A 17,979-nucleotide genomic window follows, 5' to 3' on the forward strand; every position below is an offset into this window, starting at 1 on the left:
GGGCCTCCCCCGATCCTATGCAATTATTTTTGGCTGCTGACCGGCTCCTCCTTGGCCCCCGCCTGATGGAAGAGGTGGCGGACGTTGTGCCAGATGCGCCTGGTGACGCCGGAGTGGTTCATGGAGTAGAGGTGGATGCCGTCCACCCCATGGGCCACCAGGTCGGCGATCTGCTGTGAGGCGTAGATGATGCCCGCCTCGCGCAGGCTGGCCCGGTCGTCGCCCCAGCGCTCCAGGATGGATTCAACCGCCGCCGGGATCCGCGCCTGGCAGACCTCGCTCATGTGCCGGACCTGGCCCTCGTTGGTGATGGGCATGATGCCGGCCTCGATGGGCACTTGGATGCCGGCTGCCCGGGCCCGGTCCAGGAAGTCAAGAAAATCAGCGTTGTCGTAGAAGAGCTGCGAGACCAGATGATCCACACCGGAATCCACCTTGATTCGCAGATTCTCAATGTCCTCCTCGGGCGAGGCGGCCTCAGGATGGGTCTCCGGATAACAGGCCCCGTATATCGACAGGTTGGGCCGACGGGAGCGGATGTAGGCGGCCAAGTCGCTGGCATGGTCGAAGACTCCGGCGGGCTCGCGGCCCTCCACGCTGTCGCCGCGCAGGGCCAGCACCGCTGCCACCCCTGCATCATCGAACATGTCCAGGGCCTGGTCGATCACCTCGCGGTCCGCATACTGGGCGGTCAAGTGAGCCACGGCAGGGATGCCGTACTCGGTATGGATGGTCTTGGCTATGCGGGCCGTGGCTGTACGGTCCGAGCGCCGGCCGGTCCCGTAGGTCACCGAGATGAAGTCGGGCATCAGCCCTTCCAGACCGTCCAGGGTGTCATAGATGGTGCCCACCGGGGCATCGCGCTTGGGGGGAAAGACCTCCAGGGAAAAGATAGGCTCATGCATGATCCGACTCCTGACTGGACGATAGTTCCGCACGCACCTGATGGGCGGCGGCCACCATGTGCTCCAGGCTGGGCCAGGTCTCCTTGTCGCCTCGGGTCTTCAATCCGCAGTCGGGGTTGATCCAGACCTTGGCCGCGTCCAGCTTCTTCAGGATGGCGTGGATCCGGTCCACGATCTCCTCGGTGGAGGGGATGCGCGGCGAGTGGATGTCGTAGACTCCGGGACCCGCCTCGGTCTCGAACCTGGCCTCCTGGATGGCATCCAGGACGGTCAGGTCGGAGCGGGAGGCTTCGAAGGAGATCACGTCGGCGTCCATGGCATCAATGTCCTTGATGATGTCGTTGAACTCCGAGTAGCACATGTGGGTGTGAATTTGGGTAGTGGGTTTGACCCCGGAATGCACCAGCCGGAAGGCGGGGATGGCCCAGTCCAGGTATCGGCTGTGCCAGTCGGAGCGCCGCAGCGGCAGCTTCTCGCGCAGGGCGGCCTCGTCAATCTGGATGATGCGGATGCCCGCGGCCTCCAGGTCCAGGACCTCGTCACGGATGGCCAGGGCCAGCTGGCGGGTCTGCTGCTTGTGATCGATGTCCTCGCGGGGCCAGGACCAGTTGAGAATGGTCACCGGACCGGTCAGCATACCCTTGACCACATGCTTGGTGCGGGACTGGGCATATGAGGACCAGCGCACGGTGATGGGCCTGGCGCGGGAGATGTCCCCCCAGACGATGGGAGGCTTGACGCAGCGGGTGCCGTAGGACTGGACCCAGGCATTCCGGGTGAAGAGGTAGCCCTTGAGGTTCTGGCCGAAGTACTCGACCATGTCGTTGCGCTCGAACTCGCCGTGGACCAGCACATCCAGGCCGATCTGCTCCTGGTGGTCGATGACCTGGTCGATCTTGCGGGCGATGAAGTCGTCGTAGTCCTCCTGGCTGATCTCCTTCTTGCGCAGGCGGGCCCGCTCGGCGCGGACCTCGGCGGTCTGGGGGAAGGAGCCGATGGTGGTGGTCGGCAGCAGGGGCAGACCCAGCTCCTGGGCCTGGATCCTCTGGCGTTCGGGCCGGGCCGGGGTACGCACAAAGTCCTCGTCCTTAAGGCCGGCCAGGCGCTGCTGCACCTGGGGGTCGGGCTGGACGCGGCTGCCGTCGAAGAGCTTCTGGTTGTCGGCAAGGGCCTTGCTGGAGCGACGCTGGTCCTCGTCGGCATCGGCCAGCTGGGCCAGGTCGTGCAGCTCGCCCAGCTTCTCCAGGGCGAAGGCGAAGTGGGGCCGCACGGTGTCGGCATCCAGCCCATCCTCGTCGGCCACGGTATAGGGCACGTGCAGCAGTGAGCATGCGGTGGACACCACCACGTGCGGGGTCACCTGGTGCAGGGCATCCAGCAGGCCCAGGCTGACTGCATAGTCGTTGCGCCAGATGTTGCGGCCGTTGACCAGGCCGGCGAAGATGGCGGTTCCCTCCGGCACGCCATGCTCCTTGAGGGCCGCCAGGTTCTCATCCCTGCCCTCGACCAGATCCAGGCCGATGCCGTCGAAGCCCAGGTCAGCCAGCCGGGCATAGCAGTCGCCAATATGGCCGAAGTAGGTGTTGAGCAGGATACGGACCTTGCCCTGGCCGCTCTGGCGGGCCTTGAGAATGGGCCCATAGAGGGTATCGAACAGGTCCTGGTCGCCCGGTTCCTTGTCCAGGACCAGATAGGGCTCGTCCAGCTGTACCCAGTCGGCGCCAAGGCCGATGAACCGCTCCAGTGTGGTCGCATAGGCCTTGGCCAGGTCCTGGACCAGTGCCGGGTCAGGATCCAGCAGCTCGCCCTGGGGGCCGCGTGCCAGCTTGAGGAAGGTGTAGGGGCCGATCAGCACCGGCTTGGCGGCGATGCCCTGCTTGCGCGCCTCCTGGAACTCCTTGAAAGGCTTGTCGCCCTCAAGGGCGATTTTGGTGTCCTGGTCGATCTCGGGAACCAGGTAGTGGTAGTTGGTGGTAAACCACTTCTTCATGGGCAGGGCGGTCACGTCACCCTGCTCCCCCTGGTAGCCGCGGCCCATGGCGAAGAGGGTGTCCTCTGGGCCCAGGCCCAGCTTCCGATAGCGCTCGGGCACGACGCCCAGGAGGATGGATGTATCCAAGACCTGGTCGTAGTAGCTGAAATCGTTGACGGGAATCAGGTCGACGCCGGCCTCCTGCTGAAGCTGCCAGTGTCTGGCCCGCAGATCGGCGGCCGTGCGCCGGACCTCGTCCAGATTCCGTTCGCCCTTCCAATAGCCCTCGATGGCCCTCTTGAGTTCGCGGTGCGCGCCGATGCGCGGGAATCCGGACACGGATGTAATCGCTGCCATGAAACCTCCCAGTTTCGTCCTGATGTCTTTGGTCAGCCTATCAGCGGCGGGAGGAGGCGGGTAATTGGTGCAAATAAGGTGTCGCCATAACCTGAATCGATAACGGCAGGACGGCAGCAACGGGATTACTGGACGCTAAGACTGCCTATAGAAGATCATCTACGCCTTGTTCGCCGGTCAGTCTTCAAGGTCCTGGGGGCCCAGAATGCCAAGCAAACGGGCCTGGTGGGTTCCCCAGTCGGTCAATGGCCACTCAGACCCCAGCACGACCATAGTGGCCGGGGGCAGTCCAAGATTGAGCAGGTCCAAAAGGTCGGGATCGGAGTTGTCCTCGGCCAGCCATTGTGAGCAGATAGACATGGTGGGCTCATGACCCAGGATGAGGACCCGGCGGTCACGATCCTCGGTCTGCGCCAGCTCGTCGAAGACCGCCTGCATGCCGGATTCATAGAGGGATTCCCGGTAATCGACACGCGGCCCATCCCCCAAGGGCTTGAGCATGCCGTCCAGGGTCTGACGGGCCCGGGGTGCGCCCGAGCAGATGATGCGGTCAGGCACCAGGCCCAAAGCGGTCAAGCCACGGCCCATGATCCGAGCCTGTCTCTGGCCACGGTCGGTCAGCTGGCGGCTGCGATCGCCCTGCGACCCCTGGCGTCCGGTCTTGGCGTGACGCATGAGCATGAGGGTTCGGCTGCACCGCCGCAGATCCTCAGCCTTCAGACCCTTTCGCAAACCCATCCATGCTTCCTTTCCCGGCAATCTCATCAGTCGCCCTTCCCATTATGACAGAGCCCAGTGGATACGCCGGTCATGGGTGATCAGTCTTCCTGATCCTGTCCGCTTTGCAGAGTTCGCACCTGATGGTCCAGGTCACGCAGCACCTTGCGCAGCTTGCGATCGGAGATCCGGCGCAGCTCCAGATCCTCGAGATCCTCCAGGTTATCCATCTCGGACTCGCGATTGGAGCCGCTGGTCTCGGCAGGCCCCCGGCCCTGATCCACGTCTGTCTGGTAGTCCTTGGTGGCCCGGATATGCTTGCGCAGAGCCTGCTGGCCGGAAGCCATGGCCCTGCTGGTCAAGAGGAAGCCGGTGTGCCCGATCATCTCATGCTCGGGTCGGACCGCCAGACCGTCGGCCTTCCAGGAGCGCTCCAGGCTCTCCATGATCTCGGGCTCGGTCCACCGGCCGTCGGCGCGCAGGGCCTCGGCCAGCCGGCTGAGCTGGGTGGTGGTGGTCACATAGGCGGTCAGCACGCCGCCGGGGGCCATGACCCGGTAGGCCTGCTCCAGACGGTTCCAAGGGTCCAGCATGTCCAGAACAATACGGTCGAATTCGTCCTCGGGCAGGTCGGCGGCAAGGGTGTCGAAGTCGCCGGTGCGCAGGTCCCACTGGGCAGGGCGCTGTCCAAAGAAGACGGTGGCATTGCCCATGGCCACCCGGGCGAACTCCTCCCGTCGCTCGATGCTGGTCAGCTTCCCCTCCGTGCCGATGGCATCCAGCAGACCCAGGCTCATGGCCCCTGATCCGGCTCCCGACTCCAGGACCCTCATGCCTGGACGGATGTCGCCCAGGAGGATGACCCTGGCCACGTCCTTGGGGTACATGATCTGGGCGCCGCGTGGCATGGAGAGGATGTAGTCCTCCAGCCGGGGGCGCATGACGGTGAAGGCCCATCCTCCTATGCTTCGCGAGGACTTCCAGGGCTTGGCCCTGTCAGGTGCTTCTGTGGCAGTGCCGGCATCCTGCTTGTGACGCATCCGCCGCCACTTGTCAGCCGATATGGTCACCACCACGGATCCCTCGGGCAGGCCAATCATGGCCTCGTGCGGCAGGAGCCCGTGGTCGGTCTGGGTCAGGCCGCCAGGTTCAAGCATGACCGTCAGCCTGCGGCCACGCCGGTCGGTCAGCTGGACCCGCTCCCCTACGCTCAGCGGACCGCGTCTAAGGCTCATGCCCCCTCAGTCCTCCTCGCCCTTGGTGAACTGGGAGTTGTAGAGGGAGGCATAGGCGCCTCCGCGCTCCAGCAGCTGGTCGTGGGTGCCCTGCTCGACCACCGAGCCGTGGTTGACCACCAGGATCAGGTCGGCATCGCGGATGGTGGACAGCCTGTGCGCGATGACGAAGGAGGTTCTGCCCTTGCGCAGGGTGTTCATGGCCTGCTGGACCAGCAGTTCGGTCCTGGTATCCACCGAGGATGTGGCCTCGTCCAGGATCAGGATATCGGGGTCGGACAGGAAGGCCCGGCAGATGGTCATCAGCTGGCGTTCGCCCTGGCTGAGCTCGCTGCTGTCCTCATTGAGGACGGTGTCGTAGCCCTGGGGCAGCTTGCGGATGAACTCGTCCACGTGGGTGGCCTTGGCGCCATCGATCATGGTCTGCTCGGGGATGGTCTGCCCCTCGTCCAGCCCGTAGAGCAGGTTGTCGCGGACGGTGCCGTCGAAGAGCCAGGTGTCCTGCAGGACCATGCCGAAGTGGCTGCGCAGGTCGTGGCGGGTCACCCTGGAGGTGTCCACGCCGTCGATGGTGATGTGCCCGCCCTGGATCTCGTAGAAGCGCATGAGCAGGTTGACCAGGGTGGTCTTGCCGGCGCCGGTGGGCCCGACGATGGCGATGGTCTGCCCGGGCTTGGCCTCGATGGACAGGTCCTTGATCAGCGGCTCGGCCGGATCGTAGGAGAAGCGGACGTGGTCGAAGCGGACGTGGCCCTCGACCTTGCCTCCGGTCTCCTGGCCCAGATGGTCGGGATGCTCGATGTCCGGAACCTCTTCGGCCTCGTCCAGGAAGTCGAAGACCCTGCGGCAGGAGGCCAGGGAGGACTGGAGCATGGTGCCCATGGAGGCCAGCTGGCCGATGGGCTGGGAGGCCTGACGGGTGTACTGGGTGAAGGCCTGCAGGCCGCCCAGGCTCATGCTGCCGTTGAGCACGTGCACGCCGCCGATGATGACCACGATCACGAAGCTCAGGTTGCCGAAGAAGGTCGACATGGGCGTGACCAGGGCCGAGAAGAAGGAGGCCTTGAAGCTGGCCTGGTAGAGCTCCTGGTTGCGCTCCTCGAACTCCTCTTCAGCCTTGTGTTGGTGTCCGAATGCCCGGACCACCATGTGGCCTGAGAACATCTCCTCCACGTGGCTGTTGACCTGGCCGGTGCGTATCCACTGCCTGGTGAACTGGGGCTGGGTCTTCTTGAGGATGACGCCCGCGCACAGGGCCATGACCGGGATGATGATGAAGGCGATCAGGGTCAGCAGGGGCGAGATGGTCAGCATCATGATGAAGGCGCCGATGATGGAGAAGACCGAGAAGAGCAGCTCGCCCAGGATCTGCTGCAGGGTGCCCGAGATGTTGTCGATGTCGTTGGTTGTCCGGCTCATGACCTCGCCGCGCGGGGTCCGGTCGAAGTACTGCAGGGGCAGCCGGTCCAGCTTGTCCTCGATCTGCCTGCGCATGGTGTAGACCGCGTCTGAGACCAGACGGGTCATCAGGAAGTTCTGCACCAGCCTGACCAGGATGGAGATCAGGTAGATGCCGATGACGAACATGAGGATGGTGCCGAAGCGCCCCCAGTCGATGCCCACGCCCACCTGGACGTTCATGGAGTCGATCATCCGGGCGAACTTGTCCTGCCCGCGGGACTGCAGGTAGGTGACCACAGCCTGCTTGGGGGTGCCGGGTTTGGCGCCCATCTTGACCAGCATGGAACCCAGCAGCCCCTCGAAAAGAACGTTGGTGGCCTCGCCCATGACCTTGGGTCCGATGACGATCATGGCCACGGCGATCATGCCGGAGAGGACCATGACGATGACCCTCCAGGGGCTGGCCAGCAGGTAATGGACCAGCCGGCCCACGGTGTGGCGGCGGCCGCCTACGGCCTTCGAGCCTGTATTTGCGCTCAAGTTCCTTGCCATCTACTCGGCCCTCCCCTCGTCAATGCTCAGCTCTTCCACGTCGGGACCCTGCCCGCCCTGGGATTGGACGATCTCCTGGTAGGTGGGGCAGTCCTCCATGAGCTCGTCGTGGGTGCCCCGGCCGACGATTCGGCCCCGGTCCAGGACCAGAATCTGGTCGGCCTCGCGGATGGATGCCGCCCGCTGGGCCACGACGATCTGGGTGGCCTCGCGGGTGACCGGCACCAGGGCCTCGTGCAGGGCGCGGTCGGTGGTCATGTCCAAGGCGGAGAAGGAGTCGTCGAAGGTGTAGATGCGGGGGTTGCGGAGAATGGCCCTGGCCATACAGAGCCGCTGCTTCTGCCCGCCGGAGAAGTTGGTGCCGCCCTCGGCCACGCGGGCATCAAGGCCCTCGGGGATTTCACGGACGAAGTCCTCGGCCTGGGCGATGTGCAGGGCCTGCCAGATGCGGTCGTCATCGGCATCGGGGTCCCCGTAGTGCATGTTGTCGCGGATGGTGCCGGTGAAGAGGGTGGCCTTCTGCGGGACCGGCCCGAAGATCAGGGCCAGCTGGTCGGGGTCGTACTCGCGCACATCGTGCCCGTCCACCAGGACCTGGCCGTTGGTGACGTCGAACATGCGGTTGGCCAGCCGGATGATGGTGGACTTGCCGGATCCCGTGGCCCCGATGATGGCCGTCGTGGTCCCCGGCCGTGCAGTGAAGGAGATATCCGAAAGGACCGGGTCCTGGGCGCCAGGATAGCTGAAGTCCACATGCTTGAACTCCAGCAGCCCCTGAGGGTGCTCGTTGCGGTAGGGACGCTCGGGAGCGGCGATCTCGCTGGTGGCCTCCAGGACCTCGTTGATCCTTCGGGCGGCCACAGCGGCCCTGGGCAGCATGACCGACATCATGGCGGCCATCATCAGGCCTGACAGGATGATCATCAGGTACTGGATGAAGGCCTGCAGGGCGCCGATCTGCATGGCTCCGGAGTCGATGCGGCGGCCGCCGAACCACATGATGGCCACGTTGGACATGTTCAGCAGGAACCACATGAGCGGCACCATCATGCTCATCAGCCGGCCGGTGGAGATCAGGACACCGTAGACGTCGCGGTTGGCCTTGTCGAAGCGGGCGGCCTCGGTCTTCTCGCGGACGAAGGCACGGATGACCCGCACGCCGGAGATCTGCTCGCGGACCAGGCGGTTGACGGAGTCCAGCATGTTCTGCAGGCGGGTGAACAGGGGGCCCATCCTGCCCATGAGCACCAGGGCCACCAGGAGAATCAGGGGGATGATGACCGCCAGGGACCAGGTCAGGGGGCCGTCCTGGCGCAGGGCCAGAATCAGCCCGCCGATCAGCATGACAGGGGCCTGCAGGATGATCATCAGGGTCTGCATGGTGGTCATCTGCATCTGCTGGACATCGTTGGTGGTGCGGGTGATCAGGGAACCGGCCGAGAAGCGCTCGATCTCGTTGAGGCTGAAGCCCTCCACCGAGGCGAACAGGTCCCTGCGCAGCTCGTAGCCCATCCTCATGGCCAGCCGGGTGGCGCAGTAGACGGCGACCACGTTGGCCACGATCTGGAGGGCGGTGATCCCCATCATCTGCCAGCCGATCCTGTAGATGGCATCCTGGTCGCCTACGGCCACGCCCTTGTCGATGATGTCCGCCTGCAGGTTGGGCAGGTAGAGGTTCAAGGCCGTCTGCGCCACCTGAAAGAGCACCAGAACGGCCGCCTGGAGCCAATAAGGCCTCAGGTAGCGGGTCCATATCTTGATCACGTCAACATCCTTCACGCATACAGATCTGCCGCAGTCCCCGGGCAGACAAACCACTGTAGTCTATACCCGTGCCTTGGAGAACGACTTTGCTATTCCTTGAGCTGATATGGGCGTGTCAGAAGGTGGTCAGCAGCAGTGCGTTCAGACGGCGAAGGCACCCCAGCGTCCGTCACGGTGGACCACGGTCAGATCCAGCCCGAAGAGCTCGCTCAGGCGCGGACCGGTCAGTCCACCCTCCAAGGGGCCCTGGTAGACGATGGTGCCTGGATCCGGGTCGCCGGTGTCTGCGGTGTCGGCAGGACGCCGGCCCATCATGGCTATCCGATCGAAGCCCAGAGGAATCTCCTCAAGCCGGTGGGTGACCAGGATGACCGTGCGGTCCTTGTCCTCCCTGCCGATGTCGCTCAAGGCCCTGAGCACCAGCTCCCGGCCGCCCAGATCCAGTCCGGTGGTCGGCTCGTCCAGGATGAGCAGGTCGGGATTGGCCATCAGCGCCCGGCATATCAGCACCCGGCCGCGCTCCCCCTCGGAGAGCCGGTACATGCGCTTGCCCTTGAGGTAGGCGATGCCGAACCGGTCCATCAGGGCCAGGGTGGCCTCTTCCTGCTTGGCCGTGAAGGTCTCCCTCCAGCGTCCGGTGGTATCGCTGAAGGCTGTCAGCACCACGTCGTAGGGATCCTCCTGGGGGCTGATGGTCTTGGCCAGGCCAGCCGAGGCCAGACCAATCCGATGCCGGTAGGAGAAGACGTTCACCTTGCCCAGCCGGTTGCCCAGAATCTCCACGCTGCCGGTGCTGGGGAAGCCTCGGGTGCTCATCATGGCCACCAGGGTGGATTTGCCCACGCCGTTGGGTCCGAAGAGGACCCACTTCTGCCCCTGGCCCACCTCAAGGTTGACATCGTTCAGTATGACCCGGCCCTGACGGCGGAATCCCACGTGCTGCATGAGCACGGCCTGCTGTTCTGCCACGCTTTCGGTCATGGTCACAGGGCCGTTCCATAGGAGTCCAGGCGTGGATTGTCCCGGTTGCCGCCGACCAGGAAAAGCCCCAGCACGCCCAGGCAGAAGACCGCCGCGATGGCGATGGTGGCCCAGATGGGAACGTGGGGCAGCCACATGCAGACCAGGAAGGCCAGGCCGGAGCAGATGATCAGGGCCCAGACCAGAATCCGCAGCCACTGGCGCACGCCGCTGGGAGCCCTGAGCAGACGGGGATTGCGGTCATTGGGATCCACGGAGTCCTTCTGCACCAGGTCATCGGTATGCCCGGTGGGCTTCCACTCGGCGCCCTGGCCAGCCTCCAGCCGGCGGGAGCGTTCCTGCAAGGCCCGTTCGTCCATCACTCCGGCCCTGCCCTTGGCCGTCATCCTCCGGTCGTCGCTGCCGCCACGGCGGCTCCGCTTGGCCTGCGCCCTACGTTCAGCGCGGTTGGTCATATCCCACTGCCTCCATCCCTTCGATCGGCACCATACCTTTTCATATTAGCGTGGGCGCTTGTCGGCCGCAGGCAGGGCCATGGCGCGCTCATCGGCTCGGATGGGGGCGGGCAATTCAGTGGCGCCAGTCAGATACCGGTCCACGGCCGCCGCGCAGGAACGGCCCTCGGCCAGGGCCCAGACCACCAGGGATTGGCCGCGTCCGGCATCACCGCACACGAAGATGCCGTCACGTTCGGTGGCGTAGTCGGCATTCCGTGCCACGTTGCCGCGCGGGTCCAGCCCTAGGCCGGTCTGTCCGGTCAGGGTGGCCGTCTCCGGATGGGCAAAGCCAATGCTGATCAGCACCAGGTCGGCAGGCAGAACCCGCTCGGTGTCGGGGTGGGGGATGATTCGGTCCTGGTCGTCACGGCTGACATCCACCACGCGAACGCCGCGCACCCGTCCCTCATGGTCCCGGTCGAAGCCAGTGGGGGCGCTGGTCCGGTCCAGGTTGATCCGGTCATCGGAGCCGTCGCCCAGGTATTCCAGGCTGTCCACCGCGTACTCGTAGTGGCCGCCCTCCTCCATGGAAGAGGTGGGATTGTAGAGCCGGGCGTAGGTTGGCCAGGGCCGGTTATCGGGCCTGGACGAGGGCTCTTTGGGTCGGATCTGGAGGACGGTGACCGACTTGGCACCCTCTCGCAGGGCCGTGCCCAGGCAGTCCGACCCTGTGTCGCCGCCGCCGATGATGATAACGTCCTTGCCGGCGGCATCGATGTCATTGATGGGCTCGCGGCCCATCAGTTTGCGGGTGGGGTCGGGCAGGAAGTCCATGGCGTAGTGGATGCCCTTCAGCTCCCTGCCGGGAAGGTCCACCCGCCGGGGATCGGTGGAACCGATGGCCACCACCAGGGCGTCATAGCGGGCCCGCAGCTGGTCCCAGCCCAGGTCCCGGCCCACCTCGACGCCGGTGCGGAATCGGGTCCCCTCGGCCTCCATCTGCTCCAGCCGACGGTCCAGCAGGGATTTCTCCAGCTTGAAGGCTGGGATGCCGTAGCGCAGGAGTCCGCCTATGGCATCGGCGCGCTCATAGACCACCACCGTGTGCCCGGCCCGGGTCAGCTGCTGGGCGCAGGCCAGCCCTGCAGGACCCGACCCGACCACGGCCACGGTCATGTCAGTCAGCCGCTGGGGCGGCCTGGGCTTGACCAGGCCCAGGGACCAGGCCTGGTCGATGATGGTCTGCTCGTCCAGCTTGATGGTGGTGGCCGGCTGGTGGATGGAGAGCACGCAGGAGGACTCGCAGGGAGCCGGACAGATCCGTCCGGTGAACTCCGGGAAGTTGTTGGTCAGGCTCAGCCGCTCGTAAGCCTCCTCCCAGCGGCCTCGGGACAGCAGGTCGTTGAACTCGGGGATCAGGTTGCCCAGGGGGCAGCCGGTCATGCAGAAGGGGGTGCCGCAGTCCATGCAGCGGGCGGCCTGCTCGGCGGTCCAGGGACCAGGGCCAGTGGTCTGGTGCACGTCCCGCCAGTCCTTCAGTCGTTCGGCTACCGGGCGCTCGGCCAGCTCGTGCCGGGTGCGTACCTTGAGGAATCCCTTGGGGTCGACCATATCAGTGCGCTCCTTCCATGACCTGGGCGTAGGTGGCGTCCCAGACGCCGGGCTCGTTGAAGTCCACCTGCTCGCGTTCGGCCTCTTCCATGGCCTTCTTCATGGCCAGATAACGACAGGGAACCAGATGGGTGAACCGGGCCAGCGCGCTCGGCCAGTCCTCCAGCAGCCCGGCCGCAGCCTTTGACCCGGTCAGCCGGACATGCTCCGCTATCAATTCCTTGAGCATGGCCGCCTGGTCCTGGTCAGGCTCCAAGGCCAGCAGGGAGCCGTCATTCCAGGCTTGCGGATTGAGCCGGGAGGTGTCCATGTCCAGCAGGTAGGCATCCCCTCCCGAGAAGCCGGCGCCGAAGTTGCGCCCTGTGGGACCCAGAACCACCACCAGGCCGCCTGTCATGTACTCGCAACCGTGGTCGCCCAAGCCCTCGACCACGAAACGGCCGCCCCCGTTGCGTACGGCGAAGCGCTCCCCGGCCCTGCCGGCCACGAACATGTCGCCCGAGGTGGCGCCGAATCCAGCCACGTTGCCGCAGATGACGGTCTGATGCGGATCAAACCTGACGCCTTGGGCAGGCTGGAGGATCAGACGGCCGCCGGACAGGCCCTTGCCTACATAGTCGTTGGCCTCGCCGATCACCCGGATGGTCTCGCCCCTGGGGATGAATGCACCCAGGGATTGACCGGCAGAACCTGTCAACGTGATGTCCACGGTGTCCACAGGCAGGCCGGCGGCTCCGTATTGGCGGGTGATTCTGTAGCCCAGCATGGTACCCACGCTCCGGTTGACATTGCGCACGGTTGTCTTGATGGCCACCGGCCGGCCCTCGTCCAGGGCGTCGACGGCCTGGTTGATCAGGTCCACATCCAGGGACTTGTCCAGTTCGTGATCCTGGGCCTGCGTGTGGTGCAGCACCGTGCCCGGGGTGGGGCCAGGCTTGCGCAGGATGGCATCCAGGTCGATGCCCTGGCTCTTCCAGGTGCGCACGGAGGGGTCCCGGCGCAGGCACTCCACGTGGCCGACCGCCTCCTCCAGGCTGGCGAATCCCAGGGAGGCCAGGATCTCCCGCACCTGACGGGCCATGAACATGAAGAAGTTGACCAGGTCCTCGGGCCGGCCGGTGAAGCGCGAGCGCAGCTCCGGATCCTGGGTGGCTATGCCCTGGGGGCAGGTGTTCTTGTGGCAGGCCCGCATCATGACGCAGCCCTCCACCTGCAGCGCCGTGGTGGCGAAGCCGAACTCCTCGGCCCCCAACAGGGCGGCTACGACCACGTCGCGGCCGGTCTTGAGCTCCCCGTCGCACTGGACCACGATCCGCGAGCGCAGATCGTTCATGACCAGGGTCTGCTGGGTCTCGGCCAGGCCCAGCTCCCAGGGGGTGCCCGCGTGCTTGATGGCGTTGAGCGGCGCCGCCCCCGTGCCGCCGTCCTGGCCCGAGATGAGGACCACATCGGCATGACACTTGGCCACGCCCGCGGCCACGGTTCCCACCCCGTGCTCGGAGACCAGCTTGACGTGGATGCGGGCCCTGGGGTTGGCCATCTTCAGGTCGTGGATCAGCTGCTTCAAGTCCTCGATGGAGTAGATGTCGTGGTGGGGCGGAGGCGAGATGAGCTCGACACCGGGTGTGGAACGCCTGACCTGGGCGATCCAGGGCGGGACCTTGGCGCCGGGAAGGTGGCCGCCCTCCCCCGGCTTGGCTCCCTGGGCCAGCTTGATCTGCAGGTCGGTGGCCGAGACCAGGTAGTCGCTGGTCACCCCGAACCGGGCCGAGGCCACCTGCTTGATGCGGCTGGTCCTGGCAGGGTCTGCAATCCGGTCCGGCGACTCGCCCCCCTCGCCCGAGTTGGACCGGGCGCCGAGCCGATTCATGGCCAGGGCCATGGTCTCATGGGCCTCCTGGGAGATGGATCCGTAGCTCATGGCGCCGGTGGAGAAGCGGGTGACGATGGACTCGGCGGGCTCCACCTGGTCCAGCGGTATGGGCGCTCTGTCGGAGTGCAGCTCCATGAGGCCGCGCAGGGTCATGCCCTGCTTGGCCGCCGCGTTCACATGGTCGTTGTAGGCCCGGAACAGCCCGTAGTCCCCTCGCTTGGTGGACTGCTGGAGCAGGAAGATGGATTCGGGGTCGTTCAGGTGGTCCTCGCCGGTGCGCCGCCAGTGGTAGTTGCCGCCTGTCTCCAGGTCATGCCCGGATCCGGCGGTCCACTCAATGGGGTAGGCCACCCGATGGCGCTGGGCCACCTCGGCGGCTATCTCGTCCAGGCCTATGCCCCCCACCAGGGAGGTGGTGCCGGTGAACCAGCGGTCGATGACCTCACGGCTCAGTCCGACGGCCTCGAAGAGCTGGGAGCCACGGTAGGACATGATGGTGCTCACACCCATCTTGCTCATGATTTTCAGGACCCCGGTGCTCAGGGCCCGGACCAGGTTGGCGGAGGCCTTTTTCGCATCCACGTGCAGGTCGCCACTGTTGGCCAGGTTCTCCACAGATTCCAGAGCCAGGTAGGGGTTGACGCAGGCGGCGCCGTAGGCGATCAGCAGGGCCACATGGTGGACCTCGCGCACGTCGCCGGCCTCCACTGCCAGGGAGACCTGGGTGCGGGTGTGCCGACGGAGCAGGTGGTGCTGGACGGCCCCGGTCAGCAGCAGGGAGGGTATGGGCCCCCAGATGTGGTTGGAGTCCCGGTCAGAGAGGACAAGGACATTGCAGCCCTCCTCGATGGCCTGATCCACCTCTCTTTCGATGGCTTCCAGACGCTCCTCAAGGGCCTTGCCGCCCCCGGCAACCTGGTAGAGGCCGCGGATCAGACGGGGGCGGAAGCGGCCTTCCAGGATCGGCGCCCGGTCCAGTCGCTTGATCTGGGCCATCTGGACAGAGTCCACCACGGGCAGGTCGATGTGGATCTTCCAGGCGTGCTCGGGGGTGTCCTCCAAAAGGTTGGGCTCGGGCCCGATGGCCGAGGCGATGCTGGTCACCAGCTCCTCGCGCTCCCAGTCCAGGGGCGGGTTGGTGACCTGGGCGAACTTCTGGGTGAAGTAGTCGAAGAGCATGCGCGAGCGGCGCGAGAGCACGGCGATGGGCGCGTCATTGCCCATGGAGCCGATGGGCTCGCTGCCGGTTTCAGCCATGGGCCCCAGCAGCATGGTCAGGTCCTCCCGGGTGTAGCCGAAGGCCTGCTGCCGCCGGTGGACCGAGATGCGCGAGTAGTTGACATGCTCGCGCTCGGGCAGGTCATCCAGGCGGACGGTCCGCTCCGAAATCCACTTCCGGTAGGGGTGCAGACCCGCCAGTTGGTGCTTGATCTCGCTGTCGGGCACTATCCGGCCCGCTTTGGTATCAGCCAGGAACATGCGTCCCGGCTCCAGCCTGCCCTTGGCGACGATGGACTCCTGGGGCGTATCCTCAAGGACGCCGGCCTCCGAGGCCAGGACCAGGTGGCCGTCATCGGTCAGCTGCCAGCGGCCCGGGCGCAGACCATTGCGGTCCAGCTGGGCGCCCACCAGGGTCCCGTCGGTGAAGACGATGGCCGCCGGGCCGTCCCAGGGCTCGATCAGGGCGTCGTTGTATTGGTAGAAGGCCTTCAGGTCGGGATCCATGTCCGGATCCTGCTGCCAGGCCGGAGGCATCATCATGGAGACGGCGTGGGGCAGGGACCGTCCTGCCAGGTGGAGCAGCTCCAGGGTCTCGTCGAAGGTGCCCGAGTCCGAGGCTCCAGGGGTGTTGACCGGCAGCAGCGGGGCCATGTCGCCCAGCAGTTCCGAGCTCAGCTTTCCCTCGCGGGCCGACATCCAGTTGCGGTTGCCCTGGATGGTGTTGATCTCCCCGTTGTGGGCGATCATCCTGAAGGGCTGGGCCAGCGGCCAGGAGGGGAAGGTGTTGGTGGAGAAGCGGGAGTGGACGATGGCCAGGCGGGCCTTCAAGACCGGGTCACCCAGATCGGGGAAGAAGCCCTGCAGCTGCTTGGTGGTCAGCATGCCCTTGTAGGTGATGGTCCGGCAGGACAGGGAGGCGAAGTAGACGCCCAGCTCGTGCTCGGCCCGCTTGCGGACCCGGTAGCCCAGCCGCTCCAGATCCAGTCCTCCGCGGCTATCCGGCCCGGCGTCGCACATGATGGGCATGAGGAAGCGAGGCATGGAGGCCAGAGCCTGCAGACCCAGTCCGTCAGGATCGGTGGGCACTGACCGCCAGGCCAGGACGCGCAGCCCCTCCTGGCCGGCGATCGATGCTATGGCCTCCTCCTGGCTGGCAGCCTGAGCCGGGTCCCTGTCCAGGAAGGCCATGCCCGCCAGATAGTGGCCGGCTTCGGGCAGATCCCGGCAGACCCGGGTGCGCATGAACTCGTCAGGCATGGAGAGCATGATTCCAGCCCCGTCGCCGGTGTTGGGCTCGGCTCCCACGGCCCCTCGGTGGTCCAGGTTGACCAGGACGCGGATGCCCTGCTCGACGATCAGTCTTTCATCCCGTCGGTTCAGGGTGGCCACCATGCCGAAACCGCAGGCATCGTGTTCCGTATCAGGGTCGTAGAGCCCTTGCGGGCCGTGGACATGCAGATCGAGAGGGGCCGTGAATGACACCGCAATCACCTCATTCGTGGACGGGGGCGGGGCCGGCATGCTCCACCCTTGAGGAGCCTTGTCAATGGTGAATCAACAGAATAATGCATCCACAGGTGACATCCGTGTAACGTTCCGCAGTGTCTAACGAATTCCTACCGCCTCCAGGACCTGGTCGATGACCAGATCGTTGAGCAGGCGGCCCCGGCGGGTCACCTGGATTCGGTCACGCACGGGCAGCAGGAGGCCCTGATCGACCAGATCCCTAAGGATCTTCGGGTCAGCCGGACGACCCGCCTGCCTGGTCAGCCGTTCCAGCCCCAGGCCTTCCGGCAGGCGCAGGGCCAGCATGACCGTCTCCTCCAGGTCCTGCCTGAAGCCCAGAAGCTCGGCATCCTGCCAGGGCACATGTCCGGCGTCCATGGCGGCGGCCCAGTCCCTGGGGTGGGCGATGTCCCAGGAGCGAATGGCCCTGGCACGCCGCTCCCCCAGGCCGGGCTCCGGCGACAGCCACCAGCGTGCCCCGGGATCGGCCTCTTGCGCCGCTGCTGTTCCTGTGGCCCTGAACCCGGGAGAGACGGACGGCATAGGCTCCTGTTCCCGAGCTTCATCCACCGGCGCCATGCCTGTGTCCTGGCCTTCCAGAGCACGATAGTGGGAGTGGGCGCCGGGGCCGATGCCGGCCCAGTCCACGTTGTGCCAGTAGCCAAGGTTGTGGCGGCTCTCCTGGCCGGGGCGGGCCCAGTTGGAGATCTCATACCAGTAGAGGCCTGCCTGGGAGAGCATGTCGTCGGCCATCTCGTACTTGGCCGCCTCGTCGTCATCATCGGGTGCAGGCAGCTGGCCCCGGCGCACGGCTCGGCCCATCTTGGTGGTGGGCTCCAGGGTCAGGGCGTAGGCGGAGACATGGTCCACGCCCAGGTCCAGGGCCGCCTGCAGGCTGGTCCGCCAATCCTCAAGCCGCTCCCCCGGCGTCCCGTAGATCAGGTCCACACTGGCCCTGAGCCCCAAGTCCTTGGCGGCGGCCACATCTGTGGCCACATTGGCCGGGGTATGGGTGCGATCCAGGGTGGCCAGGACGCTGGGCACCGCTGACTGCATGCCGAAGGAGACCCGATTGATGCCGCCCCGAAGCAGATGCGCCAGATAGGCCCGATCAACGGTGTCGGGGTTGGCCTCGGTGGTGATCTCAGCCCCGGGGGACAGCCCCCAAAGGTCGGCCACGGCCTCGACCATGCGCACCAGATCCTGGGCCGGCAGAATGGTGGGCGTGCCTCCGCCGAAGAAGATGGTGGACACGGGCGGCTCTATCAGGCCTCGGGAGGTCTGCCAGTCGCGGACCATGCGCATCTCCTGGATGGCCAGGTCGGCATAGTGCTCCCGGCTGGCGCCCCCGCCCAGGTCGCGGGCCGTGTAGGTGTTGAAGTCGCAGTAGCCGCAGCGGCGCATGCAGAAGGGCACATGGATGTAGACCTGGTAGGATCCCACCCGT

General features: G+C 65.8%; 11 protein-coding genes. All 11 read right to left on the reverse strand.

Annotation, left to right across the window (positions count from 1 at the left end):
• Positions 1 to 23: 23 nt before the first annotated feature.
• The 11 genes from metF to hemW all read right to left on the reverse strand — a co-directional run bounded on the left by metF (position 24) and on the right by hemW (position 17,975).
• The gene (metF, locus tag ACUIAG_RS02525; protein WP_306220884.1) at positions 24 to 905 is read right to left on the reverse strand and encodes a methylenetetrahydrofolate reductase [NAD(P)H]; all 882 of its coding nucleotides are present in this window, start codon (positions 903 to 905) and stop codon (positions 24 to 26) included.
• Positions 898 to 3,234 (reverse strand): 5-methyltetrahydropteroyltriglutamate--homocysteine S-methyltransferase, encoded by a 2,337-nt coding sequence (gene metE, locus ACUIAG_RS02530; RefSeq protein WP_445340057.1) that lies wholly within the window; start codon positions 3,232 to 3,234, stop codon positions 898 to 900. The genes metF and metE overlap by 8 nt, the downstream gene beginning before the upstream one ends.
• A 177-nt stretch (positions 3,235 to 3,411) precedes the next feature.
• Positions 3,412 to 3,972, reverse strand: a complete 561-nt coding sequence (locus ACUIAG_RS02535) for a SixA phosphatase family protein (RefSeq protein ID WP_445340058.1) — start codon at positions 3,970 to 3,972, stop codon at positions 3,412 to 3,414.
• 80 nt (positions 3,973 to 4,052) lie between these two features.
• Entirely contained in the window at positions 4,053 to 5,186 is a 1,134-nt protein-coding gene (locus ACUIAG_RS02540; protein WP_445340059.1) for a tRNA (adenine-N1)-methyltransferase, read from the reverse strand.
• 6 nt (positions 5,187 to 5,192) lie between these two features.
• A complete protein-coding gene (locus tag ACUIAG_RS02545; protein WP_445340060.1) occupies positions 5,193 to 7,127 on the reverse strand; it encodes an ABC transporter ATP-binding protein in 1,935 nt (644 codons plus the stop codon).
• A gap of 12 nt (positions 7,128 to 7,139) precedes the next feature.
• On the reverse strand, positions 7,140 to 8,903 hold the full coding sequence (locus ACUIAG_RS02550; RefSeq protein WP_445340061.1) for an ABC transporter ATP-binding protein: 1,764 nt from the start codon (positions 8,901 to 8,903) through the stop codon (positions 7,140 to 7,142).
• Between the two features lie 141 nt (positions 8,904 to 9,044).
• Positions 9,045 to 9,884, reverse strand: a complete 840-nt coding sequence (locus ACUIAG_RS02555) for an ABC transporter ATP-binding protein (RefSeq protein WP_313836736.1) — start codon at positions 9,882 to 9,884, stop codon at positions 9,045 to 9,047.
• A gap of 2 nt (positions 9,885 to 9,886) precedes the next feature.
• Complete coding sequence (locus ACUIAG_RS02560) at positions 9,887 to 10,339, reverse strand: hypothetical protein (RefSeq protein WP_029678776.1); 453 nt, start codon at positions 10,337 to 10,339, stop codon at positions 9,887 to 9,889.
• Positions 10,340 to 10,384: 45 nt separating this feature from the next.
• Complete coding sequence (locus tag ACUIAG_RS02565; protein WP_445340062.1) at positions 10,385 to 11,932, reverse strand: glutamate synthase subunit beta; 1,548 nt, start codon at positions 11,930 to 11,932, stop codon at positions 10,385 to 10,387.
• A gap of 1 nt (position 11,933) precedes the next feature.
• Positions 11,934 to 16,508 carry a glutamate synthase large subunit gene (gene gltB / locus ACUIAG_RS02570; RefSeq protein WP_445340063.1) on the reverse strand — a complete coding sequence of 1,525 codons (4,575 nt, stop codon included), beginning with the start codon at positions 16,506 to 16,508 and terminating at the stop codon, positions 11,934 to 11,936.
• A 123-nt stretch (positions 16,509 to 16,631) separates the two neighbouring features.
• Positions 16,632 to 17,975, reverse strand: coding sequence for a radical SAM family heme chaperone HemW (gene hemW / locus ACUIAG_RS02575; protein WP_445340064.1), 1,344 nt, complete (start codon positions 17,973 to 17,975; stop codon positions 16,632 to 16,634).
• Between the last annotated feature and the right edge of the window lie 4 nt (positions 17,976 to 17,979).

The sequence above is a fragment of the Bifidobacterium sp. ESL0825 genome, assembly GCF_052606465.1.

Excerpts from the sequence above, each read along its gene's own strand:
- metF (WP_306220884.1), bottom strand. The coding sequence starts at position 905 with ATGCATGAGCCTATCTTTTCCCTGGAGGTCTTTCCCCCCAAGCGCGAT.
- metE (WP_445340057.1), bottom strand. The coding sequence starts at position 3,234 with ATGGCAGCGATTACATCCGTGTCCGGATTCCCGCGCATCGGCGCGCAC.
- ACUIAG_RS02535 (WP_445340058.1), bottom strand. The coding sequence starts at position 3,972 with ATGGGTTTGCGAAAGGGTCTGAAGGCTGAGGATCTGCGGCGGTGCAGC.
- ACUIAG_RS02540 (WP_445340059.1), bottom strand. The coding sequence starts at position 5,186 with ATGAGCCTTAGACGCGGTCCGCTGAGCGTAGGGGAGCGGGTCCAGCTG.
- ACUIAG_RS02555 (WP_313836736.1), bottom strand. The coding sequence starts at position 9,884 with ATGACCGAAAGCGTGGCAGAACAGCAGGCCGTGCTCATGCAGCACGTG.
- ACUIAG_RS02560 (WP_029678776.1), bottom strand. The coding sequence starts at position 10,339 with ATGACCAACCGCGCTGAACGTAGGGCGCAGGCCAAGCGGAGCCGCCGT.
- ACUIAG_RS02565 (WP_445340062.1), bottom strand. The coding sequence starts at position 11,932 with ATGGTCGACCCCAAGGGATTCCTCAAGGTACGCACCCGGCACGAGCTG.